Consider the following 1,519-nt stretch of genomic DNA (forward strand, 5'->3'; position numbering starts at 1 on the left):
GGTTTCCCTTTGGCGAGGGCGTCGGCGACGGCGCCATTGCTGTGTTGTTCGCCTTAGGCCTGGCTACCTGTCTGGCGGCGCGCATTCCCGCCGCCTCGGTGCTCGGCGCCATGGCCGCCTCCGAGCCGGCTCGCGATGCCTCCATCACCCAGCCGGCCGCCTATCTTCCCTTCGCTCACACCCTGTTTGTGGCCATCCTGCTGTTCCGTGTCGCCTACGGGTTTGCCCTCTCGTTCGAGGCGGTGGAAGGCGTGCCGAACATGACCATGCTCGGGCTTGTTCCCATTGCCCTCATGCTTGTTGTGGCACTTCTGCCCCGCATGCCGCGGGTCGATGTGCTCTATCCGGTGGCGGCTCTGCTCATTATCGCCGGCTTCTTGGCGATCATCGTGCTCAACGGCCGCGTGGCCTATGGGGCGGTGGTCAATGGGCTGCTGTTCACTGGCAGCGAGTGCTTCGAGATGCTCGTGTGGTTCGTGCTCGCCTCTATCGGCGCGCGCAATCCGGTGAATGCCCTTGCGGTCTTCGCCTGGGGGCGGGCTGCCTCGTCGTTCGGCCTTTTGTGCGGCGCCACGGTCGGGCACTGGACAGCGTACCTGCCGAACGGCTTGGAAACCTCCATCCTTGTGGCTTGTGTGCTGTTCCTGTTCGTGACGGCGAACCTGACCCTGCTCAAGGACTTCAGCTTCCGCGGCACCATCGAGGGGGTAGCCGCCGCCGTGCCGCTGCGCCTTGCCGAGGTGCCGAAGCCCTCAGGGGCGTTGTTGGGTTCGAAGGTCGAAGGCAGCGCCGCCTTTGATGCCGGCGGGGCTGGCTGCGGCGCGGACAGAGATCCGGCGACAACGATGCCCGAAGCTAAGGAAGCGCCGAATGCCGCGGCCCTTCCCGTTGAGGCAGTGGCGGCCGAGTTCAAGCTCACCCCGCGTGAAACGGAAATTCTCTCGATGCTCGCCCATGGGCGCAACGCGCCCTACATCCAGGAGAAGCTCGTGCTGTCGCGCAATACGGTGAAGACCCATGTCCAGAACATCTACGCGAAGCTGCAGGTGCATTCCCAGCAAGAGCTCATCGATGTGGTGGAGTCTTTCATCTAGCGGTTTTCTTACAGCACGGACACAGCCGTGCGCCCCTTGCGCGGTAGGTCTACAATGGGGCAAGCGTGATACGCGCGCACTCAGATTGCTTGACAGAAAGGTTGCTCCATGTGGTGTCATAAAGCGCTGGTGGCCTACGACGGCTCGGCTCCGTCCCATAAGGCTCTGGAAGTCATGAAGGAAATTGCCGACCAGAATCCGGCGCTGGAGGTGGTGCTGGTGCACGTCATGCGCCTGTTCTCCTCGGGCGCGGCCGCGGCTGGTGCCGATACCGTTATGGTGGACGACGCCATGGCCATTCGCCGCGAGCTGGAAGAGATTGCCGACAGCCTGGTCAATCCCACCGAGGTAAAGGTGCTCAAGGGCACCTCGCCGGCCGACCTTATTGTGAACTGCGCCAAGGACGAGGGCTGCGACCTCATCAT

2 protein-coding genes are annotated in these 1,519 nt (G+C 63.4%); both read left to right on the forward strand.

The features are described from left to right. A partial coding sequence (locus QZ307_RS11050; protein WP_295999779.1) for a helix-turn-helix transcriptional regulator occupies positions 1–1,094 on the forward strand: 1,094 nt, incomplete at its 5' end. A gap of 108 nt (positions 1,095–1,202) precedes the next feature. Next, a partial coding sequence (locus QZ307_RS11055) for a universal stress protein (RefSeq protein WP_295999780.1) occupies positions 1,203–1,519 on the forward strand: 317 nt, incomplete at its 3' end.

Origin of the sequence: uncultured Adlercreutzia sp. (genome assembly GCA_910585575.1) — a bacterium.
Lineage (GTDB): Bacteria > Actinomycetota > Coriobacteriia > Coriobacteriales > Eggerthellaceae > Adlercreutzia.